This window comes from Winogradskyella poriferorum (genome assembly GCF_050618035.1).
In the GTDB taxonomy this organism is placed as follows: domain Bacteria; phylum Bacteroidota; class Bacteroidia; order Flavobacteriales; family Flavobacteriaceae; genus Winogradskyella; species Winogradskyella poriferorum_A.
Genome location: NZ_JBODPY010000001.1, coordinates 227,580 through 248,214, shown reverse-complemented (window position 1 = coordinate 248,214; position 20,635 = coordinate 227,580). Strand labels below are relative to the sequence as shown.

General features: G+C 35.2%; 19 protein-coding genes and 1 riboswitch. Of the genes, 5 read left to right on the top strand and 14 right to left on the bottom strand.

Annotation, left to right across the window (positions count from 1 at the left end; all coding sequences use genetic code 11):
• Nucleotides 1-7: 7 nt before the first annotated feature.
• The 10 genes from arsM to ACRHOC_RS01030 form a co-directional block, all read right to left on the bottom strand.
• Nucleotides 8-976 (bottom strand): arsenosugar biosynthesis arsenite methyltransferase ArsM, encoded by a 969-nt coding sequence (gene arsM, locus ACRHOC_RS01075; protein ID WP_431156650.1) that lies wholly within the window; start codon nucleotides 974-976, stop codon nucleotides 8-10.
• The gene (locus ACRHOC_RS01070; protein WP_431156649.1) at nucleotides 977-1,789 is read right to left on the bottom strand and encodes a purine-nucleoside phosphorylase; all 813 of its coding nucleotides are present in this window, start codon (nucleotides 1,787-1,789) and stop codon (nucleotides 977-979) included. It abuts the gene before it with no gap.
• Nucleotides 1,782-2,411, bottom strand: a complete 630-nt coding sequence (locus ACRHOC_RS01065; RefSeq protein ID WP_431156648.1) for a TIGR04282 family arsenosugar biosynthesis glycosyltransferase — start codon at nucleotides 2,409-2,411, stop codon at nucleotides 1,782-1,784. Before ACRHOC_RS01065 ends, ACRHOC_RS01070 begins: the two co-directional genes overlap by 8 nt.
• Entirely contained in the window at nucleotides 2,404-2,937 is a 534-nt protein-coding gene (locus ACRHOC_RS01060) for a rhodanese-like domain-containing protein (RefSeq protein ID WP_431156647.1), read from the bottom strand. Before ACRHOC_RS01060 ends, ACRHOC_RS01065 begins: the two co-directional genes overlap by 8 nt.
• A gap of 18 nt (nucleotides 2,938-2,955) precedes the next feature.
• Nucleotides 2,956-4,020 (bottom strand): arsenosugar biosynthesis radical SAM (seleno)protein ArsS, encoded by a 1,065-nt coding sequence (gene arsS / locus ACRHOC_RS01055; protein WP_431156646.1) that lies wholly within the window; start codon nucleotides 4,018-4,020, stop codon nucleotides 2,956-2,958.
• Between the two features lie 6 nt (nucleotides 4,021-4,026).
• Nucleotides 4,027-4,362, bottom strand: coding sequence for an arsenosugar biosynthesis-associated peroxidase-like protein (locus ACRHOC_RS01050; RefSeq protein WP_431156645.1), 336 nt, complete (start codon nucleotides 4,360-4,362; stop codon nucleotides 4,027-4,029).
• Between the two features lie 174 nt (nucleotides 4,363-4,536).
• Nucleotides 4,537-5,544 (bottom strand): alpha/beta fold hydrolase, encoded by a 1,008-nt coding sequence (locus ACRHOC_RS01045; protein WP_431156644.1) that lies wholly within the window; start codon nucleotides 5,542-5,544, stop codon nucleotides 4,537-4,539.
• A 7-nt stretch (nucleotides 5,545-5,551) separates the two neighbouring features.
• The gene (locus tag ACRHOC_RS01040; protein ID WP_431156643.1) at nucleotides 5,552-6,004 is read right to left on the bottom strand and encodes an OsmC family protein; all 453 of its coding nucleotides are present in this window, start codon (nucleotides 6,002-6,004) and stop codon (nucleotides 5,552-5,554) included.
• 81 nt (nucleotides 6,005-6,085) lie between these two features.
• Nucleotides 6,086-7,384 carry an O-acetylhomoserine aminocarboxypropyltransferase/cysteine synthase family protein gene (locus ACRHOC_RS01035; protein WP_431156642.1) on the bottom strand — a complete coding sequence of 433 codons (1,299 nt, stop codon included), beginning with the start codon at nucleotides 7,382-7,384 and terminating at the stop codon, nucleotides 6,086-6,088.
• A gap of 121 nt (nucleotides 7,385-7,505) precedes the next feature.
• Nucleotides 7,506-7,630, bottom strand: a riboswitch (SAM riboswitch).
• 103 nt (nucleotides 7,631-7,733) lie between these two features.
• Complete coding sequence (locus tag ACRHOC_RS01030) at nucleotides 7,734-9,281, bottom strand: hypothetical protein (RefSeq protein WP_431157435.1); 1,548 nt, start codon at nucleotides 9,279-9,281, stop codon at nucleotides 7,734-7,736.
• Between the two features lie 147 nt (nucleotides 9,282-9,428).
• Here ACRHOC_RS01030 and ACRHOC_RS01025 point away from each other — a divergent pair, with 147 nt between their 5' ends.
• From ACRHOC_RS01025 to ACRHOC_RS01005, 5 genes are read left to right on the top strand one after another with little or no spacing between them, the layout of a single operon-like run.
• Complete coding sequence (locus ACRHOC_RS01025; RefSeq protein WP_431156641.1) at nucleotides 9,429-10,604, top strand: 2-isopropylmalate synthase; 1,176 nt, start codon at nucleotides 9,429-9,431, stop codon at nucleotides 10,602-10,604.
• Between the two features lie 3 nt (nucleotides 10,605-10,607).
• Nucleotides 10,608-11,990, top strand: a complete 1,383-nt coding sequence (leuC, locus tag ACRHOC_RS01020; RefSeq protein ID WP_431157434.1) for a 3-isopropylmalate dehydratase large subunit — start codon at nucleotides 10,608-10,610, stop codon at nucleotides 11,988-11,990.
• Nucleotides 11,990-12,580, top strand: coding sequence for a 3-isopropylmalate dehydratase small subunit (gene leuD, locus ACRHOC_RS01015; protein WP_431156640.1), 591 nt, complete (start codon nucleotides 11,990-11,992; stop codon nucleotides 12,578-12,580). The genes leuC and leuD overlap by 1 nt, the downstream gene beginning before the upstream one ends.
• Before the next feature lie 6 nt (nucleotides 12,581-12,586).
• Complete coding sequence (leuB, locus tag ACRHOC_RS01010) at nucleotides 12,587-13,705, top strand: 3-isopropylmalate dehydrogenase (RefSeq protein WP_431156639.1); 1,119 nt, start codon at nucleotides 12,587-12,589, stop codon at nucleotides 13,703-13,705.
• Nucleotides 13,706-13,708: 3 nt separating this feature from the next.
• Nucleotides 13,709-16,297: a phosphoenolpyruvate carboxylase gene (locus tag ACRHOC_RS01005; RefSeq protein WP_431156638.1), complete on the top strand. Its 2,589-nt coding sequence runs from the start codon at nucleotides 13,709-13,711 to the stop codon at nucleotides 16,295-16,297.
• A gap of 185 nt (nucleotides 16,298-16,482) precedes the next feature.
• On the opposite strand, the gene ACRHOC_RS01000 is transcribed toward ACRHOC_RS01005, so the two are convergent.
• From ACRHOC_RS01000 to ACRHOC_RS00985, 4 genes are all read right to left on the bottom strand, one after another.
• Nucleotides 16,483-17,715 carry an ammonium transporter gene (locus tag ACRHOC_RS01000; RefSeq protein WP_431156637.1) on the bottom strand — a complete coding sequence of 411 codons (1,233 nt, stop codon included), beginning with the start codon at nucleotides 17,713-17,715 and terminating at the stop codon, nucleotides 16,483-16,485.
• Nucleotides 17,716-17,720: 5 nt separating this feature from the next.
• A complete protein-coding gene (locus ACRHOC_RS00995; protein ID WP_431156636.1) occupies nucleotides 17,721-18,059 on the bottom strand; it encodes a P-II family nitrogen regulator in 339 nt (112 codons plus the stop codon).
• Between the two features lie 99 nt (nucleotides 18,060-18,158).
• Nucleotides 18,159-19,427 carry an ammonium transporter gene (locus ACRHOC_RS00990; protein WP_431156635.1) on the bottom strand — a complete coding sequence of 423 codons (1,269 nt, stop codon included), beginning with the start codon at nucleotides 19,425-19,427 and terminating at the stop codon, nucleotides 18,159-18,161.
• 73 nt (nucleotides 19,428-19,500) lie between these two features.
• Nucleotides 19,501-20,526, bottom strand: a complete 1,026-nt coding sequence (locus ACRHOC_RS00985; RefSeq protein ID WP_431156634.1) for an outer membrane beta-barrel protein — start codon at nucleotides 20,524-20,526, stop codon at nucleotides 19,501-19,503.
• Nucleotides 20,527-20,635 lie beyond the last annotated feature (109 nt).

Below are 20,635 nucleotides of genomic sequence, written 5' to 3'. Positions count from 1 at the left end.
ATGTTGTTTAACAACATCCACCACCATCGTAGTGAAATGTTGATTCACTAATGTAGACGTCATCTCTTCCTAAAGCTTTCAGAGCACCAGCAGTTTTATCACAAATTGCTAATGGTTGATTCTTAAGTAACACATGACCTTTTTTATCATCGAAATAGTCGTCTTCTCCAAAGTAGATTGCTGCCTTACCTGTAAATACACAAGGACCGTCTTCTGGCATTGGGTCTTTAATGGCTGCGACTTCTATAGATTCAATATATATGAGTTCATCTGTAGGATAATGTTTAGGATCAAGAATACGATATGGTTTTCTAGCTCTAATTTCAATAGTACCAAAACCAACATCGGTCAAGGCTTTTACATAGTCTTTTATTGGTAAACTTCCACTAAGGCAAAGAGCTCTTAATCTTTCGTCATTTCTCAGCGTTTCGTTCATCGGTTGCTCACAAGTTGGATCGCTCATGACCAATCTTCCGTGTGGTTTAAGTACACGATACATTTCTTCAATAGCCTTCTTGAGGTCGTCCTCCTTAAAAATATTGAACAAACAATTCTGAGCGGCTACATCAATGCTATTATCATCCACAGGAAGATTCATAGCATCTCCTTTTTTAAGCTCAACGAATTCACTTTTAAACCATGGATTCAATGCTTCTGCTTCAACGAAATTCTTTCTAGAGGCTTCGAGCATTTCATCGACAACATCAACGCCAACAACACCACCTTTTTGTCTGCTGAAATAAGCAAATTGAAGAAGCTCCATACCACCACCAACACCAACATATAGGGTTTTAGGATTGTTCGTTAGATCCCTTGCATGTACGGTACTACCACAACCGTAGTTCATCTCTTGCATAATTCTAGGGATTTTTAATCCTGGCAGTTCCCAAATTGGGTTTGTTGTGCAACATAAGCCTACGTCAGGAGTTAAAGCGGCTTCTTTATATACATTATGTGTAGTCTCTAAATAACTCATCTATATCGTCTTTATTAATTCTTTAAAAATCGTGATCATATGTGGTTCGGCCTTATTGGCCATTTCAATAATTTCTTGAATGTTGACAGGTTTTAGATTATCAGGATCGCACTCATCAGTTAAAACCGAAATAGCGGATACTCTTAAGCCTAAATGATTTGCAACAATAATTTCTGGCACTGTACTCATGCCAACGGCATCAGCACCAATAATTTTAAGCATGCGATATTCAGCTCTTGTTTCCAGTTGAGGTCCAACAACACTTGCATATACACCCTTGTGTAATTTAATTCCGTTATCAGAAGCTATAGTCTCAATTTTAGAATTGATGACTGCATCATATGGTGCACTCATATCTGTAAAACGTTCACCAAGTTCAGAAACTCCTTTAAAAGCCAAGGGAGAACTGCCTTGTAGATTAATGTGATCATCAATGAGCATTAATTCTCCTTTTTTGAAATCTAAATTTATGGCACCTGCAGCGTTTGAAACCAATAGGGTTTTAATCCCAAGTTTTTCCATTATCCGAACAGGAAAAGTAACATCTTGTAATGAATAGCCTTCATAGACATGAAAACGTCCTTGCATTACAACCACTTTCTTACCAGCTAATTCGCCGTAAATGAGCTTACCCTTGTGAAATTCTACAGTTGCAGTTGGAAAGTTAGGAATATGGTTGTAACTAGCCTGAGCAATTATATCTACTTCATTAATCAATTGGCCTAAACCAGTGCCAAGGATTATTCCAATTTCAGGATTGTCAAAGCCTTTGGATTGTAAATATTCTGTACTCTCAGTGATGTATTTAATCATTTAATTGCTGTATTTTTTCTTGTAGGGTTGCGTTATTTTTATAAAAATCTGATACTATTAAATCCTCGTAAGTATCGATATCATTTAAAGTCTTTAATAAGTGATATGAGTAATTAGATACCTTTAGTTCAGTTAAGGTTGTTACTAATAAATTAGGCTTGCTCCATGGTTTATTTTCAAAAATATATTCGTTAAGTTTGTTTAGGCCAACCAAATAATAACCACCATCTTCTGCTGGTCCAAAAACTACATCATTCGAGTCTAAGGCTTGTATTCCATTTTCAATAATTGAAGCTGAAATTGTTGGGAGGTCAGAACCAATTAAGACAACTTTTTTATAACCTAATTTAAATCCATCTTTAAATGCATTGTACATTTTCTCTCCAAGATTAGATCCTGATTGTATCGTTTTATAATCGTTTGGCCATTGCACATGTTCCACAGAATTAGAATAATAAATGTGCTTATCAACAGTAAGTGCTGAAGTTTCCTTTTCTGTAATTTTCAGTAATTCTGAGTATACTTCAAATGCACCAATATCGCCAATAGTCTTAGCTAAACGTGTTTTAACAGTGCCTAATTTTCTGTTTTTTACAAAAACGATTACGAGTGCTTCAGTCATATATTTTATTTCCCTTTAAGAGCCATTTACTCCATTCTTCAGAATAAGCATGAACGTTCTCAGTAATTTTATTATTGGTGTCGTAAACATCATAACCGCTATTCTTCCATTCAAAGATACCTCCATATAAATTGTATACGCTGTATCCTAACTTCTTTATTTTCTCGCCAATACGCTCAGACCTCACACCTAAAGAACAATAAACAACAATTACAGTGTCTTGGTTTATTTCGTTAAGTACATTATTATTAAAATTGTTAAAACCAACTGGTATAGCATCTTTAATATGACTAACATTATATTCTCCTGGTTCACGTGCATCTAAGATTACTACATCAGACTGAATTTTTGCTAGTTCAGATACATATATATAGCGCACACTTTCTTTATTATACTTCTCTAGGAGATCGTGTAAACTATCTTGAGAATAACTCAGAAATTGAATGGAAAGAAACAATATAAAGCTAAGATATCTCGCAGAGCTTTGCGAGGATAATCTGGTTATTTTAAGTTCTTTGAAAGACATACTGAGACTATCTATTAATTATGCAACGGTCCCTTGGCAACTGCTACCTGCACCTGCAGTGCAACCATAACAGTGTTGAGAAATAACAATATTGCGACCTTCCAGTAAATCTTCGTTATATTCTGAAATATGCTTCACTTTACTATTGACAGGCAATTCTAGCATTTGATTAAAATCACAATCGTAGAGGTAACCGTCCCAACTTACGGAAAGTGTATTGGTACACATAACGTTTGCTACGGCAGATGGGTTATATGCATCTACCAATTGATACATATAATCCTCGTAGTTTTCAGAAGCAATGAGGTAATCTAAAAATCGACTTATCGGTAAATTCGTTATGGCAAAAAGGTTATGAAATTGGATACCAAAATCTTCCATTAATGCTTTTTTGAAATCCTTTTCCATTGAGGCTTGATCTCCCGGAAGAAACGCGCCTGATGGATTATAAACCAAATCGAGTCTTAACGCGCTATCTGGCATACCATATCCAATAGCGTTCAAATCTTTTAGGGCTTGTATGGACTTATCAAAAACACCATCGCCACGTTGCTTGTCGGTTTTACCTCTAGTCCAGTGAGGCATAGAACTCACCACATGAACATTATGTTTTTTAAAAAATTGTGGCAAATCATGGTATTTCTTGTTCGCTCTTATTATCGTAAGATTAGAACGAACAATAAAGTCTTTAATGCCAGCTTTTGAAGCTTCTTCTACAAACCATCTAAAATTAGGATTCATCTCAGGAGCACCACCTGTAAGATCTAAAGTGTGTGCACCAGTATTTTTGATGACTTCTAGACACTGATTCATGGTGTCGACCGTCATAATTTCTTTACGATCTGGCCCAGCATCTACATGACAATGTTCACACACTTGATTACACATATAACCAACATTTATCTGCAGAATCTCAAGCTTTTTCGCTTTTAAAGGGAATTGATTTGTTTCGGCAATTTTATCCTTAAACTTAGGTAATTCTCCATTTTGAAAGATACCATTAGATAGTATTTCGAGTTGTCTCTTGCTTTGTGCTAAAGCATTTTCGCGTTTGTGCAAGGACTGTGTTTTTAACTTAGTCATATAAAATTATCCGTCTAGTTTATTCACCTTATTCATCATTTGCACACCATGTACTAAGGTTGCGCCACTTTTTATAGCAGCACCTACATGAATGGCCTCCATCATTTCTTCTTTGGTAACACCGCGCTGCAACCCATCTTTTGTATAGGCATCAATACAATAAGGACATTGTTCGGTATGTGCAACTGCTAGAGCAATTAAGGACTTCTCTCTCGCAGAAAGTGCGCCTTCTTCAAATACTTTACCGTAATATTCAAAAAACTTGTTGCCTAGTTCTTCACTCCACTCAGTTATTTTACCAAATTTTCTAAGGTCTGAAGGATCGTAGTATGTTTTAGACATAGATTAGCTTTATAGTTAGTATCAAAAAATCAAGATAGTACTTTTTGTCGAAGTTAATTCTTAAAGATTACAGAAAATTCTAATAATACCTGCTGTTTAGGTTTATACTTAAATCATAAAATAAAAAAACCCGAACGTAAAGTTCGGGTTTATAGATTAATAGCACAATTATTTTTAAGCCACATACTGTTTTTGTTGCTGCAATTTGGCTGTTTCTGTTTTGAAAATAGGTTTGAGAAATCTAGCAAGCTGATTAAATTCTATTAAGAAGGCATCATGCCCATGAATAGACTTAATTTCTTTTATTTCAACATTATCTTTAACACCCTTAAGATTAACAAATGTCGACCAATTTTCATCTGGTTTAAAGAACAAGTCAGAATTGATGGTTACGATATGTATATCTGCTTTTATCTGTTTTGCCACTTCTAAAAATTCACCTCTTTCTTCTGTGATGTCAATAGTTCTTAATAGCTGATTCATCATTTTGTAAGCAGATAAAATGAATCTGTTATTAAGCTTGTCACCATGATGATTCAACCAAGATTCTACATTGAATAGGCTATCAGATTTTTTGGAACGTTTAAATTTTTCGGTAAACGACTCTGGTGTTCTGTATAAGGTCATAGCATGCATTCTTGCATCTTCTAAAGGTTTGTTAGAATTGTTAAGAATAGCATCTTGAATATGACAATTAGCAATAAGCCAATCTGTTGATTTCCAATCTGTCGCAACTGGTATTAAATGTTCAATAAGGTTGGGTCTTAGCGCTGCTAATTCCCAAGCTAAACCACCACCAACTGAACCTCCAATAGTTGCAAATAACGATGTGATACCCAACTGATCTAATCCTAGTGCAAATATTTCAGCAATATCTCTAGCAATAAAGTCTTTGTAATTTTCAATCAAATTAGATGGTATGGCATCATAGCCATTTCCAGGAATATTAAAAGCTAAAACTGTAAACGAATTAGTGTCAATAATTTTATGCTCACCAATTAGATCATTCCACCAGCCGTTGGGTCCAATTACAGTAGAATTCCCTGTTAATGCATGTATAACCAAGACAACAGGTGCTTCACCTAAACTTGGACCAAAGGTCTGGTAAGACAAAGATATATCCTTAATCTTACCAGATTTGGTCTTAAAATTAGAGATTTTTATATGTTCTAATCTGTTCATTTAGCACTTATAAAACATTATACTCTTTTTCTACAGCAATAGAAATTGGTGTATTATTTTGAAGATTATCCTTAACTGGACAACGATCTTCGACAATTTGTAACCATTTCGTTAGGGTTTCAATATCTGCATCTGTATCTGGTATAAGATGTAATTTTATAGATTTAAAACCAGCCCTTTCTTCATTAGAGCTTCCCAAAAATCGATTTGGGTTAAGTTCGCCATTAACTTCAATCTTTAAGTTGTTGATTGTAAAGCCTAGTTCTTTGGCTACAACATGTCCTACGACATTAATACAACCTGCAAAACCAGCTAAAATATATTCTACCGGATTAGGGAAGTCGTCTGTACCACCTAATGCTTCTGGCTCGTCAACAGTTAATGTAAATTGTCTTGTATTTCCTATAAATTTTGTCGCGGAAGAACTCGCTCCCGAAACACTGAATTGTAAATTACTCATGTTTTAGAATTTTAAAATTTTTGAAGATTAACAGATGCCCTAAATGCAAGGGCACCTGTTTAAACTAAACAACACTAAAGGCTAATTTTGAATGACTTTTTGCTGTTTTACAATAGCAAATGCATCTTTTAAATCAGCTTTTAAATCTTCGATGTTTTCGATACCTACAGAAAGTCGAATTAAATCTTTGGTTACACCAGTACTTTCTTGTGCTTCATCACTTAACTGCTGATGCGTTGTGCTCGCAGGATGTATAATTAGTGATTTTGTATCTCCAATATTTGCTAAAAGCGAAAAGAGTTCTGTTTTATCTGCGATAATTTTTGCAGCGTCATAACCGCCTTCAACACCAAAGGTTACAATACCACTTTGCCCGTTTGGAAGGTACTTATCTGCTAAGCTTTTGTATGCACTAGTCTCGAGCCCTGGATAATTTACCCAAGTTACTTCTGGTTGCGCTTGCAACCACTTTGCTAATTCTAAAGCATTTTCACTATGCTTTTTAATTCGCAGTTCTAGAGTTTCTAATCCTTGAATAATTTGGAATGCATTGAATGGACTTAACGCACCACCGTAATCTCTTAAACCTTCAATTCTTACTTTAGCAATAAATGCTGCCGCCTCTAAAGCTTCACTATATACTAAACCATGGTAGCCTGCTGAAGGCTCTGTGAATTCAGGGAACTTGCCATTAGTCCAATCAAAAGTACCAGCGTCGATAATAACACCTCCTAATGCTGTACCATTTCCATTAATATATTTTGTTAAGGAATGAATAACGATGTTAGCACCATGCTCAATAGGATTTAACAAATATGGTGTTGCCACTGTGTTATCAACAATAAGTGGAACTTTATACGCTTTGGCTTCATCAGAAATAGCTGCGATATCTAACACGTCTAGTTTAGGGTTTCCTAAAGACTCAATAAAAAACGCACGTGTATTTTCTTGTGCTGCTCTGTTGAAGTTTTCTGGATTAGAGGGGTCTACAAATGTTGTGGTAATACCATGTCTTGGTAAAGTTACACTTAGTAAATTGTAAGTGCCACCATATAAGCTATTTGAAGCTACTATATGATCACCTGCCTTTAAAAGTGTAAGTAAACTAGTTGCTATAGCCGATGTTCCTGAAGCCGTTGTTACGGCAGCAATTCCACCTTCTAGCGCAGCTAATCGTTGCTCTAAAATATCATTAGTAGGATTGTTAATTCTGGTATAGATGTTACCAGTTTCAGCTAATGCAAAAAGATTAGCGGCATGATCTGAATCATTAAAGACATATGCTGTAGATTGGTAAATAGGTACAGCTCTTGTGCCTCCATTTTTTTCTACATCGTGTCCTGCATGCAACGCTTTGGTTGCGAATTTTTGTGTACTCATTTTTCTAAGTTTTTGAGTTAATAAATAATTAAACCAAAAGCCAAATAAGCTTCAATCGAAGCGTACTTAATAGAAAAATGTTATAAAGAAATATGCTAATTACAGATGAGTAATTAGTCTTGAGTTATCTATCCGAACTTGCAAAAAATGACTCGCTTGTTCAAGTAGAATTTAGCACCTTCTCAGTAAATCTAAGGGTTGCTAAGGCTTCATCGGGTCTATTCCCTCCACCTTTCTTGATAACATTTCAGTAAGTTTTTGAACTTTGTGAGTACAAATATTGCATTACAAAAAATTAAAATCCAAATTTATTTTTGGTTTTTATGCTTTTTTTATGAAATCTATAATTTCAAGGCGCATATTTTGTCAAATACTTGTTTTTGATAATCTCACCTACACTTTTGTTTTCAATTTTACTTTCTAGCCAAGAGATAATATCAAGATATAAGAAGGACCTCCTTTCAAATGGGTGATCTTCATAAACCTTTAAGCGCTCGACTAATTCTTTAAAGGCATTTTTAAGATCGTGAGGATAAATATCTTGTAAACCTCTGATAAATTTTATCATTTCCTTTTGCACCTCATGCAGGTCATTCATTTTGATTAAGAACTTATAGGTGCTTCTAAGCAGTGAATCGAGGTGATAGTCTAAGCCAGCCTCGTAATGGGCTACAAGATTTAATACTCTCGAAAAACAGAGTAAATCTTCTCGCATTGATAATGACTTGTTCGAAATAATCTTATCGAGATGTTTTATACACGCTTTATTATTGCCTGCGCCAAACTCTAGACTTGCAAATTTGTAATAAAAAATCATTTGATGATGTGGATCAATACGGTCTTTGTATTTAACTAAATCTGTTTCAATCTTTGGAATAAGCGCTAAGCCTTCTTCAAAACTACCATCAATAAAATGTTGATTTATACTATGAAAATTCGTGTATAGAAAAACAAGTGTTGATACATTTTCATCCTTGTTAAACTTGTTGTTGTCAACTGTTTCCTTTAATTCATTAAGCTTTTCTGTAAACTTTGGTTTGTTTCTTAAATAAAAGATGGATTCTAAAAGATAGTTGTTGCCTTTAAGAAAGAAAACAGGGTTTAAATTAATCATCTTTGGGTTGTCATAAAATATGTCTACCAGCTTAGAGGAGTATTTATAGCAACTCAAAAAATCTTGCATTAAAAAACTATACCATAAATGTGCTTTGTATAACCATAATTTTTCTCGAAAGCCTATTTTCTTGTAGTCTAATTTTGGTAATCTGTCATTAAAGTATTTTGTAACCGTTGCACTCTCTTCTTCATTTTTCACATAGCCAGTTTTAAGCATAATGCTATATAATTGAAGCGAAAGATTGGATAATTTCGAAGCAATAACGTTTAAGGAACTGAATTCTTTGGCTTCGATTACGAGTTCATCGGCTCTACTGCTTATACTTCGAGTAATGTATTGTGCTTCAATAATTTTCTCGAGCTCAATAATTTCAAAAGCCATATTTTTCTCCTCATTGGAAATAGCTAGACTTTTCGCTTTATCTAAAATCTTAAGACTTTGCTTATATAATCCCTTATGATAAAGAATAGAGGCAAAATCTAGTTGTTCTCTAATTTGAGATCTCACATTTTGATGTGATGGGTTTAATTTTAGACTGATTAATATTTGCTTGTAAAGATGTGCCTTGACGTTGGCTAATTGTTGTTTTTTTACAATCCCAGAATTCAATATTGCCGACTCATCATACACTTTGGATTTGTCTAACAGGTTAAATAAATTCAAGAATTTAGAGTCGGTATTTACGCCCAATCTTCCTACATAAAGTTTGAATTGTCTTTTCTCAGACTTGTTTAAGGATTTTACAAGAGAAAATAAGTTGTCTTTTTGGTCTTTAGTTATCAATTGAAAACAGGCTTAAATAATTGAAAATCAGATTTTTGATATACATTATTGCGTTTGAACATCGTAAAATTAAAATGTATCTAATAGACTTAAAAAGTTTCAAGGTATAAATTCGTATAAGAATACTAAACTTTATTTTCAAAAATGTCAAAAAACAAAATTCAAATATTCGATACAACCTTGCGAGACGGTGAGCAAGTCCCTGGTTGCAAGTTGAATAAGGAGCAAAAGGTTGTGATTGCATCTAAGTTAGATGCTTTGGGTGTTGACGTTATTGAGGCAGGATTCCCGGTATCAAGCCCAGGAGATTTTGCTTCGGTTGAAGCGATATCAGAAATTGTAAAAAATGCAACGGTATGTGGATTAACACGTTCTGTTGAGAATGACATTAAAGTGGCTGCTGAGGCTTTGAAGAAGGCAAAGAAGCCAAGAATTCACACGGGAATTGGAACTTCCGATTCTCATATTATGCACAAATTCAAATCCACAAGAGAAGAGATTTTAGAACGTGCTTATGCTGCGGTAAAATATGCAAAATCTTTTGTTGAAGATGTGGAATTTTACGCTGAAGATGCTGGTAGAACGGATAATGAATATTTGGCTAGAGTATGTGAGGTAGCTATCAAGGCAGGAGCAACTGTTTTAAATATTCCAGATACTACAGGTTACTGTTTGCCTAGCGAATATGGAGCCAAAATAAAATACCTTAAAGAAAACGTAAAAGGAATAGAAAAAGCGATTCTTTCTTGTCATTGCCACAATGATTTGGGATTAGCAACAGCCAATTCAATCGAAGGTGTTATAAATGGTGCTAGACAGATTGAGTGTACAATTAACGGTATTGGTGAGCGCGCAGGAAACACAGCCCTTGAGGAGGTTGTAATGATTTTAAAGCAACACCCTTATCTTAACTTAGATACCAACATCAATACATCGATGCTTTATGGTATTAGTCAATTAGTAAGTGATAACATGGGTATTTATACCCAACCAAATAAGGCAATTGTCGGTGCTAATGCTTTTGCTCACAGTTCTGGGATTCATCAAGATGGTGTTATTAAAAATCGTGAAACTTATGAAATTATCGACCCTAAAGACGTTGGTGTAACAGATTCTGCTATTGTTCTTACAGCGAGAAGTGGACGTGCTGCATTAGCCTACAGAGCTAAAAAGGTTGGTTATGAATTAACCAAGTTACAGTTAGATGAAGTTTATAGTAATTTCTTGAGTTTTGCTGATAGAAAGAAAGAAATTGATGATAATGACATTCATCAGATAATAGAGACGAGTAAAGTATACAAAGAAATAATAACGACTTAGATGATGAAGAAAACGTTATTTGACAAGGTCTGGGATGCGCATGTTGTTAGTAGCATTGAAAATGGACCTCAGATTTTATACATCGACAAACATTTAATACACGAAGTAACAAGTCCTCAGGCTTTCAACGAATTGAAAGAACGAGGAATTCCTATTTATAGACCTGATCAAATTGTTGCAACGGCAGATCACAATACGCCAACTCAAAATCAGGACAAGCCTGTTAAAGATGAGCTTTCAAGAAAACAGTTAAAGCAACTCTCTGAGAACTGTAAAGCAAATAATATTACGCTCTATGAGCTTGGGCATAAGTATAATGGTATTGTTCATGTGATGGCTCCAGAATTAGGTATTACACAACCTGGTATGACCATGGTTTGTGGTGATAGCCATACGTCAACCCATGGTGCATTTGGTGCTATTGCCTTCGGGATTGGAACAAGCCAGGTTGCTCAGGTATTTGCGAGTCAATGCTTGTTATTGAAAAAACCAAAAAGTTTAAGGGTATCTGTTAATGGAAAATTAAAACCAGGAGTGCTGCCAAAGGATGTTATTCTTTATATAATCTCAAAATTAGGAACAAATGCTGGTACAGGATACTTCTGCGAATATGCAGGTAATGTCTTTGAAGAAATGAGCATGGAAGGTCGTATGACAGTCTGTAATATGAGTATCGAAATGGGAGCTCGAGGCGGTATGATTGCACCAGATGAGACTACATTTGAGTATGTGAAAGACAGAGAATTTGCTCCAAAAGGTGAGGCGTTCGACAAAAAAGTTGCCTATTGGAAAACACTACCAACCGATAAAGGTGCATCATTTGATAAAGAGTACTTTTTCGATGCAGCTGATATTGAACCTATGGTGACTTATGGTACCAATCCAGGAATGGGCATAAAAATAAATGATAGTATTCCTGAGGAGAATAATCCGTCATTCAATAAATCTTTGGCTTACATGGATTTTAAACCAGGTGAAAGTCTTATTGATAAGCCAATAAACTTCGTCTTTATTGGAAGCTGTACAAACTCAAGAATAGAAGATTTTAGAGTAGCAGCCAACTATATAAAAGGAAAGCAGAAAGCAGATAATGTGACAGCTTGGTTGGTGCCTGGTAGCAAGCAAGTGGAAGCGCAGATTATTGAAGAAGGACTAAAGGATATTTTTGATGAGGCCGGTTTTGAGCTAAGACAACCAGGATGCTCAGCCTGCTTAGCAATGAATGACGATAAAATTCCACAAGGCGAATATTGTGTGTCTACTTCGAATAGAAATTTTGAAGGTCGTCAAGGTCAAGGGTCAAGGACCATATTAGCTAGTCCGTTAGTGGCCGCGGCAACTGCAGTAGAAGGAAAAATAATTGATATAACTAAACACTTAAATTAATGGAGAAGTTTACAAAATTACAATCGAGAGCGATTCCATTAAATATAGAGAATGTAGATACAGATCAGATTATACCTGCTCGTTTTTTAAAGGCTACTGATAAGAACGGTTTTGGTGATAACGTTTTCAGAGACTGGAGATTTAATAAAGATGGATCGGTGAATGAAGACTTTGTTCTCAATGATGAAACGTACAGTGGAGATATCTTAGTTGCTGGCAATAATTTTGGTTGTGGTTCTAGTAGAGAACATGCCGCGTGGGCTATCGTAGGATACGGTTTTAAAGTAGTTGTATCTAGTTTCTTTGCAGATATATTTAAAGGGAATGCGCTTAATAACGGACTTTTACCTGTACAGGTTTCTGAGTCTTTTTTAGGTGACCTTTTTAGTGCAATTGGGTCTAATCCTAGGACGCAGATTGAGGTTGACTTAGAGCAACAAACTATTACGATTTTAGATAATGGACGTTCAGAGAAATTTGAAATTGATGCCTATAAAAAAACATGTTTGATTAATGGGTATGACGATATTGATTATCTGATAAACAGTAAAGAATTAATTGAAGCTTTTGAAGCACAAAGAACAGTATAAAATTTTATGAAGTTAAAGATTGCAGTATTACCAGGAGATGGAATAGGACCAGAAGTAACAAACCAAGCTGTAAAGGCTTTAAAGGCTATCGCTTCTGAATATGATCATAATTTTCAATTCGTAAATGCAGATGTAGGAGCCATTGCTATAGACAAGTACAATGACCCTTTGCCAGAAGAGACTTTAGATTTGTGTAAGTCGAGTGATGCTGTATTATTTGGAGCGATAGGTCATCCTAAATACGATAATGATCCATCTGCTAAGGTTAGGCCAGAGCAAGGATTACTGAAGTTAAGAAAGGAATTAGGGCTTTTTGCCAATATTAGGCCAGTTAAAGCTTATCCAACATTATTAGATAAATCGCCACTTAAAAGATCTATAATTGAAGGGACAGATATTTCCATTTATAGAGAATTGACTGGTGGTATTTATTTTGGTAAGAAACATTTAAGCGAAGATGGTAATGTTGCTTCCGATTTATGTGAATATTCAAGGCCAGAAATAGAGCGTATTGCCCATTTGGCTTTCAAAGCAGCCCAAACTCGGAACCACAAAGTTACCTTGGTAGATAAAGCCAATGTTTTGGAAAGTTCTAGATTATGGAGAAGTGTGGTTACAGATGTTTCAAAATCTTATGCTGATGTTACATTAGATTTTTTATTTGTTGATAACGCAGCAATGCAAATGATTCTAAATCCAAAGCAATTCGATGTGATTTTAACCGAAAATATGTTTGGTGATATTATAAGTGATGAAGCTAGTGTAATTGGTGGATCAATAGGATTATTGGCTTCAGCTTCTGTTGGAGAAAAATATGCGATGTTCGAGCCGATTCATGGTTCTTACCCTCAAGCAACAGGTAAAGGAATAGCAAACCCGGTGGCATCTATTTTATCTGCAGCTATGCTTTTAGATCATTTTGGTTTAAATAATGAAGCGAACCTTATAAGAACAGGAATTGAAAAATCTTTAAAGCTTAAAATTTCAACTCCAGATATCAACGAAAAATCAAATAAAATTACGACTTCTATTGTAGGGGATTTTCTAGAAGATTTTATCTTTAATCCGAAAGATTCGAATCTTAATTTTAAGAACATCCATTTAGGACAATCAACTATTATTTAGAACATGTCAACAGAACCTAAACTAAAGCGTTTTAACCAAAACGTTTTATCAAAATATCAGATATACAATAGTATATTCATGACGCTTCCTTTTGATACCCTATCAAAAACGGTAGCACTCTTACCGCTTTTTTATGAGACGTGTAAAAAAGGATTTGATAATCATGAAGATCCTACCACGATCGTAGATACCTTTTTCAAAAAGTATCAAGCAAGACGATCACCTCAAAGTCAAATCAACTTACTTTTTCGATTTATTCAGTATATAGAAAGACAGGTGGTTTTATTTGATGCGGTGGAAGATGCGGCTTTTCCGGTTGTGAATAATATGGAAGGTATTGGTACACTGCGAAGTTTAAAAGAAAATGCAGCTGCTGATAACAAAACGGACTTATTACGAGAGTATCTTGAGGCGTTTAAAGTAAGAATTGTACTTACGGCGCACCCAACACAATTTTATCCTGGGACTGTTTTAGGTATTATTACAGACTTAGCTGAAGCTATCAAAGTAGATAATCTTACAGAGATTAGAAGTCTACTCGGGCAATTGGGTAAGACGCCTTTCTTTAAAGATAAAAAGCCAACACCATATGATGAGGCTGTGAATTTAATCTGGTATTTGAAAAATGTTTTTTACCATTCTTTTGGTGGAATTTATGATTATGTACAGACGAATATCTTTGATGAACGCGAGATTGATAATTCATTAATTAATATTGGTTTCTGGCCTGGAGGAGATAGAGATGGTAATCCATTTGTAACACCAAGTATAACGCTTGATGTGGCAAGAAAACTTAAGGAATCCATTATTAAGAATTATATTAAGGATATTAAATATTTAAGACGTCGTCTTACGTTTAAAGGAATAAGAGAGCGTATTATAGATATTAATCACAAATTACATAATACACTCTTACATAGAGATCCTTCGATACGCATTACACTTGAAGAATTCAGAAATGAATTAATTGAAATTAGAGAAGTTCTTATCAAGGAGCATCAATCGCTTTTTGTAGATAAGGTAACAACTCTCATTAATAGAACTACCTTGTTTGGTTATCATTTCGCGAGTTTAGATATAAGACAAGATAGTCGCGTTCATGATGCTATGTTTAGAGCATTAGTAGGTGAACTCATAGCTAATAAAACTTCATTTTTTCCAGAAAATTTCTTTGAATTGCCATTAGAGAAACAGCTTAAGCATCTTTCCGAGATTAAAGGAATCATCTCAGATGATATAGAGTTTAAAGATGAAATGGCCATTAATGTTGTAGAAACAATTAGGGCAATGAAAACTATTCAAGAAAAGAATGGAGAAATTGCTTGTAATAGATACATTATTAGTAATAATCAAACGACGCTGAATGTTTTACAACTTTTCGCCATGTTAAAAATTATTGCTTTTGGTGATGATTTAACAGCAGATGTTGTGCCACTGTTTGAAACAGTGACTGATCTAGAAGCATCACCTGCAGTTATGGAAGAGTTATATACCAATCCAAACTACAGAGAGCATCTTGAGGTAAGAGGAAACAAGCAGACGATTATGCTTGGGTTTAGCGACGGAACAAAAGACGGTGGCTATTTAATGGCAAACTGGGCTATATTTAAAGCGAAGGAACGCCTAACAGCATTATCACGACAATACAATATTGATGTCATCTTTTTTGATGGTAGAGGTGGACCACCTGCTAGAGGAGGAGGTAAGACGCATCAGTTTTACGCCTCTTTAGGGCCAACAGTTGAGGATAAAGAAATTCAATTGACAATACAAGGTCAGACCATTAGCTCTAATTTTGGTACAGAAGATTCGTCTCGATATAATATGGAGCAATTAATAAGCTCGGGAATCTTAAATCGATTGAGTGATAAGAATCATGAAATGCCAGGAGAAGATAAAGCAGTCATGGATAGTTTGGCTAATTTAAGTTATGAGAGGTACATCAATTTTAAGAAACATCCTAAATTCCTTTCTTATCTGGAGAAAATGAGTACGTTAAAGTACTATGCGAAAACCAATATTGGTAGTCGACCTTCAAAACGAGGCAAATCAGATAGTTTAGTTTTTTCAGATCTTAGAGCCATACCATTTGTGGGTTCTTGGAGTCAATTAAAGCAAAATGTTCCTGGTTTCTTTGGTGTAGGTACAGCATTAAAACATTATGAAGATAAAGGTGAATTTGAAAAGGTACAGCATCTGTATCAAGAATCAAGATTTTTTAGAGCTTTGATTGCAAACAGTATGATGTCCTTGTCTAAGTCCTTTTTTAACTTAACTAGATATATGTCTGAGGATCCTGAATATGGCGATTTTTGGAATCTGATTTATGAAGAATATCAAACTTCAAAGCGACTTATCTTAAAACTTACAGGATCTAAAGAGTTAATGGAAGATGAGCCGGTTTCTAAGGCTTCGATTGATGTAAGGGAGTCTATTGTGTTGCCTTTATTGACGATTCAGCAATATGCGCTTAAGAAGATTCAAGAACTTGAAAAAGATAGGACCTTAAATGAAGAGGAGATTAAAGTCTTTGAGAAAATGGTGACCAGATCTTTATTTGGAAATATTAATGCAAGTCGTAATTCTGCTTAATTAATTCAAAACGGTATTATAGAATATAAAAGAAGCCCTATAAAAATTATAGGGCTTTTTTAATTGATTTATGTTGTTGCGTAAATTTGAGTCTAACCATTTTTAAAAAACCCTCCAGAACAGTAAATATCCCAGAGGGCTTTCACTAACAACTAATTATCTAAACAATCAATTTAAATTTCATTTTAATGTTCGTTCATTCTAAAATCTGAATATGCATTCATTCCGTGCTCGTGTCCGTCAAGACCTTCAAGCTCCTCTTTTTCAGAAACTCTGATTCCAACTGTTTTCTTAAGAACGAAAATAATTAAGAACGATGATACAATACATATAGCAGCATAAGAGCCTACACCAATTAATTGACTCACAAATTGTGCGCCACCAGCAAGCTCACCGAAAAGGCCTACTGCTAGTGTTCCCCATATACCACATATTAAGTGAACTGCAATTGCTCCCACAGGATCATCAAGTTTTAATTTATCAATGAAGCTTACTGCAAAAACAATAAGTGCTCCAGCAACAGCACCAATAATAATGGCGTCTGTTGGGCTCATTTGATCAGCACCAGCTGTGATACCAACTAAACCACCTAGTATGCCGTTTAAGAACATAGTAAGATCTAGATTTTTAAACATCACTCCAGATACTAGTGCAGAAACTACACCTCCTGCAGCAGCTGCTAAACAAGTTGTAACTAGAGTTAATGATGTTAATGTTGGATCAGCAGATAAAACAGATCCTCCGTTAAATCCAAACCAGCCTAACCAAAGGATTAAAACGCCAGCTGTTGCTAATGGTATATTGTGACCTGGTATCGCTTGGGGCTTACCGTCTTTAAATTTACCGATTCTAGATCCTAATAAGAAGACTGCAACCACAGCTGCCCATCCTCCTACAGAGTGAACCAGTGTAGAACCTGCGAAATCATAAAATGGTGTTTCTAAGCTATCTAAGAATCCGCCACCCCATTTCCAAGATCCTGCAATTGGATAAATAATTCCAACATATAATACTGTGAAAATCATGAATGGTCCAATCTTAATTCGCTCGGCAACAGCACCAGAAACTATTGTTGCGGCTGTAGCGGCAAACATGCCTTGAAATAAAAAGTCTGTCCAATAGGTGTAGCCTTCATTATAAGCTAGGTCTAAGGCGCCTGCTTCAGTAAGTGGTGCATCTAGTCCAAATCCGGCGAAGCCTAAAAATCCATTAAACTCACCAGGATACATTAAGTTGAATCCTACCAGACAGTATAATAGCAGGCCAATCGTAATTATAAATATGTTTTTGAATAAAATGTTTATTGTATTTTTTTGACGTGTAAGACCGATTTCTAAAAATGCAAAACCTAAATGCATAAAGAAAACGAGTGCCGTACAGATCATCATCCATACGTTATTTGTAGTTAGTAATTCCATGTTTTTTATTTTAAAGTATTTCCTCCTTTTTCTCCAGTTCTAATTCTATAGCACTCTTCGATATTTGATATGAAGATTTTACCATCACCAACATCTCCAGTTGCACCAGATTCTAAAATGGCTTTTATGGTTACATCCTCAAAATCATCATTCACTACTATTGATAAATAGCGTCTTTGGATATCGCTAGTGCTGTAGGAAATACCACGATAAACGTGACCTTCTTTTTCATTTCCAAGTCCTGTTACATCCCAGTAGGAAAAGAAGTTTACACCTACATCATGTAATGCTCCTTTTACTGCAGAAAACTTGGATTTTCTGATAATTGCTTCGATTTTTTTCATGTTGTTATTTGTTAGTGTTTAGATAATTATTTACAACTCTTAAAGATGACCTATATAATTAAGTCATCTTTAAGATTGTATTGTTAGTAATGTTTAGATTTATTCATTATCAAGTTCTCTCTGTCTTTTACCTGGATAAGCAATTGATCCATGTTCAGAAATATCAAGACCTTGAATTTCTTCTTCCTCAGTAACGCGCAGTCCTAAAGTCTTTTTAAGAATTCCAAAGACAATCGCTGAAAGAACTATTGCCCAGGCCGCATAAGCTAAAACACCTATTGCTTGTGATCCTAACTGTCCAGCTCCACCACCATTGAATAATCCAATGCCTGTATCTCCATCAACACCCCAAAGACCTATTACTAATGTTCCCCAAGCTCCAACAACACCGTGAACAGAAACTGCACCAATGGCGTCATCAACCTTAAGTTTTTTCTCGATGAACTCAATTGAGAATACAACAATTACACCTCCAATTAAACCTGCTAATACAGCACCTCCATCTGTCATATTTCCACAGCCTGCAGTAATACTCACTAAACCAGCAAGTGCTCCGTTTAATGTTTGTGATAAGTTTGGTTTTCCCATCCATATCCATGATGTAACTAATGCTCCTAAGGCTCCAGCTGCAGCGGCGAGATTGGTTATTAAAACTACAGTAGAAGCACCTACTGCGTCATCACCACCCCAAGCTAACTGAGAACCACCGTTGAATCCGAACCATCCTAACCAAAGGATAAATACCCCTAAGGTTGCCAAAATTTGGTTGTGGCCAGGAATTGGTAGTACTTTACCGTCTACAAATTTTCCAATTCTCGGACCTACCATAATTGCAGCTACTAAAGCAGCCCAACCACCTACAGAGTGCACAATTGATGATCCAGCAAAATCTATAAATCCTAGTTCAGTCAACCAGCCTGATCCCTGCCACTGCCATCCACCAGAAATTGGATAGATAATTGCAGTCATGACAATTGAGAATATTATATAGGTTGTATATTTAGTTCGTCCAGCTATTGCACCTGATACAATTGTAGCTGCTGTCGCTGCAAACATTGTTTGAAAGAACAAGTCTGCTCCTTCACCTTGCATTAGACCGCTCCAGAAAAACCATCCATTTGATGTATCACCATACATTAATGAATATCCTACGAACCAGTATGTTAATGAACCCACACAAATATCCAGTAAGTTCTTCATTGCTATGTTAACTGCATTTTTAGATCTTGTCATACCAGATTCTACTAGTGTGAATCCAGCTTGCATGAAGAAAACTAGGATACCAGATAATAACATCCAAAGCATTCCCATATCGCCTTCAACAGCAGCAGTATCTTGAATTATAAGGGGCATATTAAATAATGACATAATTTTATTTTTTTAATTAATAAATTTTTTAGAATTACTTATTGAACCTAAGCTTTTTAGGTTGTGAGATATCCTAAAATTTATATATGGCAGCAACTAAGAAAGAGGCTAAGCTCTTTGTTGCAGCTAAGTCGTTGTCAATAAATGCATCATCAGAAGCGCTATCTAGTCTTATTTCTGGTTTGATGATAAGGTCGTCAATAGTATAACTTCCTGTTAACGTTGCAGCGAATACACTTGAGTCTTCAACTCCTGTGCCTATAGCACCAAATTCTTTGTCTTCTGCAAAATATTCACCACGAAGACCAATTGCGAATGCATCAGATACAGTGTATTGTGGGTAAATAGCAGCACCTAAGAATCCTCCAGCATCATCTTCTAAACTTAAGTAAGCAGCATTGATACCAAGGAAAAAGTCATCTGTTAAATCAAATCCACCAGTGAAGTCAATTTCGAAAAATGATGGATCGTAAAGTACGTTAAGGAATTGACCTGAAAATCCTAATTGAGCACCCACAGCATAGTCGCCTGTAGCATTAAATTCAGTTAAATCCGTATCGTTAAATACACCAAGCATTAGGCTTACATCGTCAGATAAAGCAAAATCAGCTTTCAAACCCGTATGACTAAATGGTCCATAAGAGAATAAATAAGATGTACTGTAGTTAAAGTTAGGTACTGGAGAAATAACTTCATATCCTAAGAAGGTATTAAAATTACCTAATGTTAATGTCACAGATTCGCTAACATTCCAGTAGGCATATAATTGATTAACAATATTACCAGTTGCAGAATACATTGGTGATGCAAAAATGGCATCTGTACCTCTTGGTCCAAATACTAAATCAGCAACAAATCCTACTTTTTCACCTTCGTAAGATGCAATTACATTGGCCATACCGAGAGCAAAACCAGGTAAATTTGCAAAAGATGATCCTGGTGCGATAGCATTCTCATCATTTGGAGCTGTAAGGTTAGCTCGATAATAGGCATCTATACTACCTGAGATGGATAATTTTTTTTCTTCTTTCTCTTCCGTTTCTTGAGCATTAAAAACTAAAGTCGTTAATAGTAATGTCAAAGTAAATAATCGTTTCATAAATTTTAATCTTTTATCAGTTAGATGAACCAAAACTATGTAAACTTTATTTATAACCCTTAAAAAAATAGGGTTGAATTATCATTTTTATGAAATTATAAATAAAGAC

Excerpts from the sequence above, each read along its gene's own strand:
- arsM (WP_431156650.1), bottom strand. The coding sequence starts at position 976 with ATGAGTTATTTAGAGACTACACATAATGTATATAAAGAAGCCGCTTTA.
- ACRHOC_RS01070 (WP_431156649.1), bottom strand. The coding sequence starts at position 1,789 with ATGATTAAATACATCACTGAGAGTACAGAATATTTACAATCCAAAGGC.
- ACRHOC_RS01065 (WP_431156648.1), bottom strand. The coding sequence starts at position 2,411 with ATGACTGAAGCACTCGTAATCGTTTTTGTAAAAAACAGAAAATTAGGC.
- ACRHOC_RS01060 (WP_431156647.1), bottom strand. The coding sequence starts at position 2,937 with ATGTCTTTCAAAGAACTTAAAATAACCAGATTATCCTCGCAAAGCTCT.
- arsS (WP_431156646.1), bottom strand. The coding sequence starts at position 4,020 with ATGACTAAGTTAAAAACACAGTCCTTGCACAAACGCGAAAATGCTTTA.
- ACRHOC_RS01050 (WP_431156645.1), bottom strand. The coding sequence starts at position 4,362 with ATGTCTAAAACATACTACGATCCTTCAGACCTTAGAAAATTTGGTAAA.
- ACRHOC_RS01045 (WP_431156644.1), bottom strand. The coding sequence starts at position 5,544 with ATGAACAGATTAGAACATATAAAAATCTCTAATTTTAAGACCAAATCT.
- ACRHOC_RS01040 (WP_431156643.1), bottom strand. The coding sequence starts at position 6,004 with ATGAGTAATTTACAATTCAGTGTTTCGGGAGCGAGTTCTTCCGCGACA.
- ACRHOC_RS01035 (WP_431156642.1), bottom strand. The coding sequence starts at position 7,384 with ATGAGTACACAAAAATTCGCAACCAAAGCGTTGCATGCAGGACACGAT.
- ACRHOC_RS01025 (WP_431156641.1), top strand. The coding sequence starts at position 9,429 with ATGTCAAAAAACAAAATTCAAATATTCGATACAACCTTGCGAGACGGT.
- leuC (WP_431157434.1), top strand. The coding sequence starts at position 10,608 with ATGAAGAAAACGTTATTTGACAAGGTCTGGGATGCGCATGTTGTTAGT.
- leuD (WP_431156640.1), top strand. The coding sequence starts at position 11,990 with ATGGAGAAGTTTACAAAATTACAATCGAGAGCGATTCCATTAAATATA.
- leuB (WP_431156639.1), top strand. The coding sequence starts at position 12,587 with ATGAAGTTAAAGATTGCAGTATTACCAGGAGATGGAATAGGACCAGAA.
- ACRHOC_RS01005 (WP_431156638.1), top strand. The coding sequence starts at position 13,709 with ATGTCAACAGAACCTAAACTAAAGCGTTTTAACCAAAACGTTTTATCA.
- ACRHOC_RS01000 (WP_431156637.1), bottom strand. The coding sequence starts at position 17,715 with ATGGAATTACTAACTACAAATAACGTATGGATGATGATCTGTACGGCA.
- ACRHOC_RS00995 (WP_431156636.1), bottom strand. The coding sequence starts at position 18,059 with ATGAAAAAAATCGAAGCAATTATCAGAAAATCCAAGTTTTCTGCAGTA.
- ACRHOC_RS00990 (WP_431156635.1), bottom strand. The coding sequence starts at position 19,427 with ATGTCATTATTTAATATGCCCCTTATAATTCAAGATACTGCTGCTGTT.
- ACRHOC_RS00985 (WP_431156634.1), bottom strand. The coding sequence starts at position 20,526 with ATGAAACGATTATTTACTTTGACATTACTATTAACGACTTTAGTTTTT.